The following is a 456-nucleotide window of genomic DNA, read 5'->3' as shown; positions in this document are numbered from 1 at the left end:
ACATCGAGGAGGGCATCGAATTCGTCAACGGCGTCGAGCACGCCTTCGAGGTCGATGCCGATTCCGACCAGCTGTTCCGCGTGCTCACCAATCTCTGCCGCAACGCCGTGCAGGCGATGGCGGCCGACACCGAAAGCGCTGTGGTGCGCAGGCTGGCCGTCTCGGCCGAGCGCCTGGGCAGCGTCAGCCGCATCGTCGTCACCGACACCGGCCCCGGCCTGCCGCCGAAAGCGCGCGAGAACCTGTTCGCCGCCTTCCGCGGCTCGGCGCGCAGCGGCGGCACCGGCCTTGGTCTGGCCATCGCCTACGAGCTGATCCGCGCCCATGGCGGCACGGTCGAGCTGGTCGAATCGATCGGCGGCCGCACCGTCTTCGCCGTCACCATCCCCGACCAGCCGGTGCGGCTCGACCAGGCGCGCGGAAGTTTGCGCCGACCTGCCTAGTCCGGACAAAAAG

At 69.7% G+C, this 456-nt stretch carries 1 protein-coding gene; it reads left to right on the top strand.

What is annotated here, in order from left to right; all coding sequences use genetic code 11:
• On the top strand, positions 1-443 hold a 443-nt coding region (locus EN742_RS37340), incomplete at its 5' end, for an ATP-binding protein (RefSeq protein WP_148670631.1).
• Between the last annotated feature and the right edge of the window lie 13 nt (positions 444-456).

This window comes from Mesorhizobium sp. M4A.F.Ca.ET.020.02.1.1 (assembly GCF_004022645.1).
Taxonomy (GTDB): domain Bacteria; phylum Pseudomonadota; class Alphaproteobacteria; order Rhizobiales; family Rhizobiaceae; genus Mesorhizobium.
This window is presented reverse-complemented; position numbering and strand designations above follow the sequence as displayed.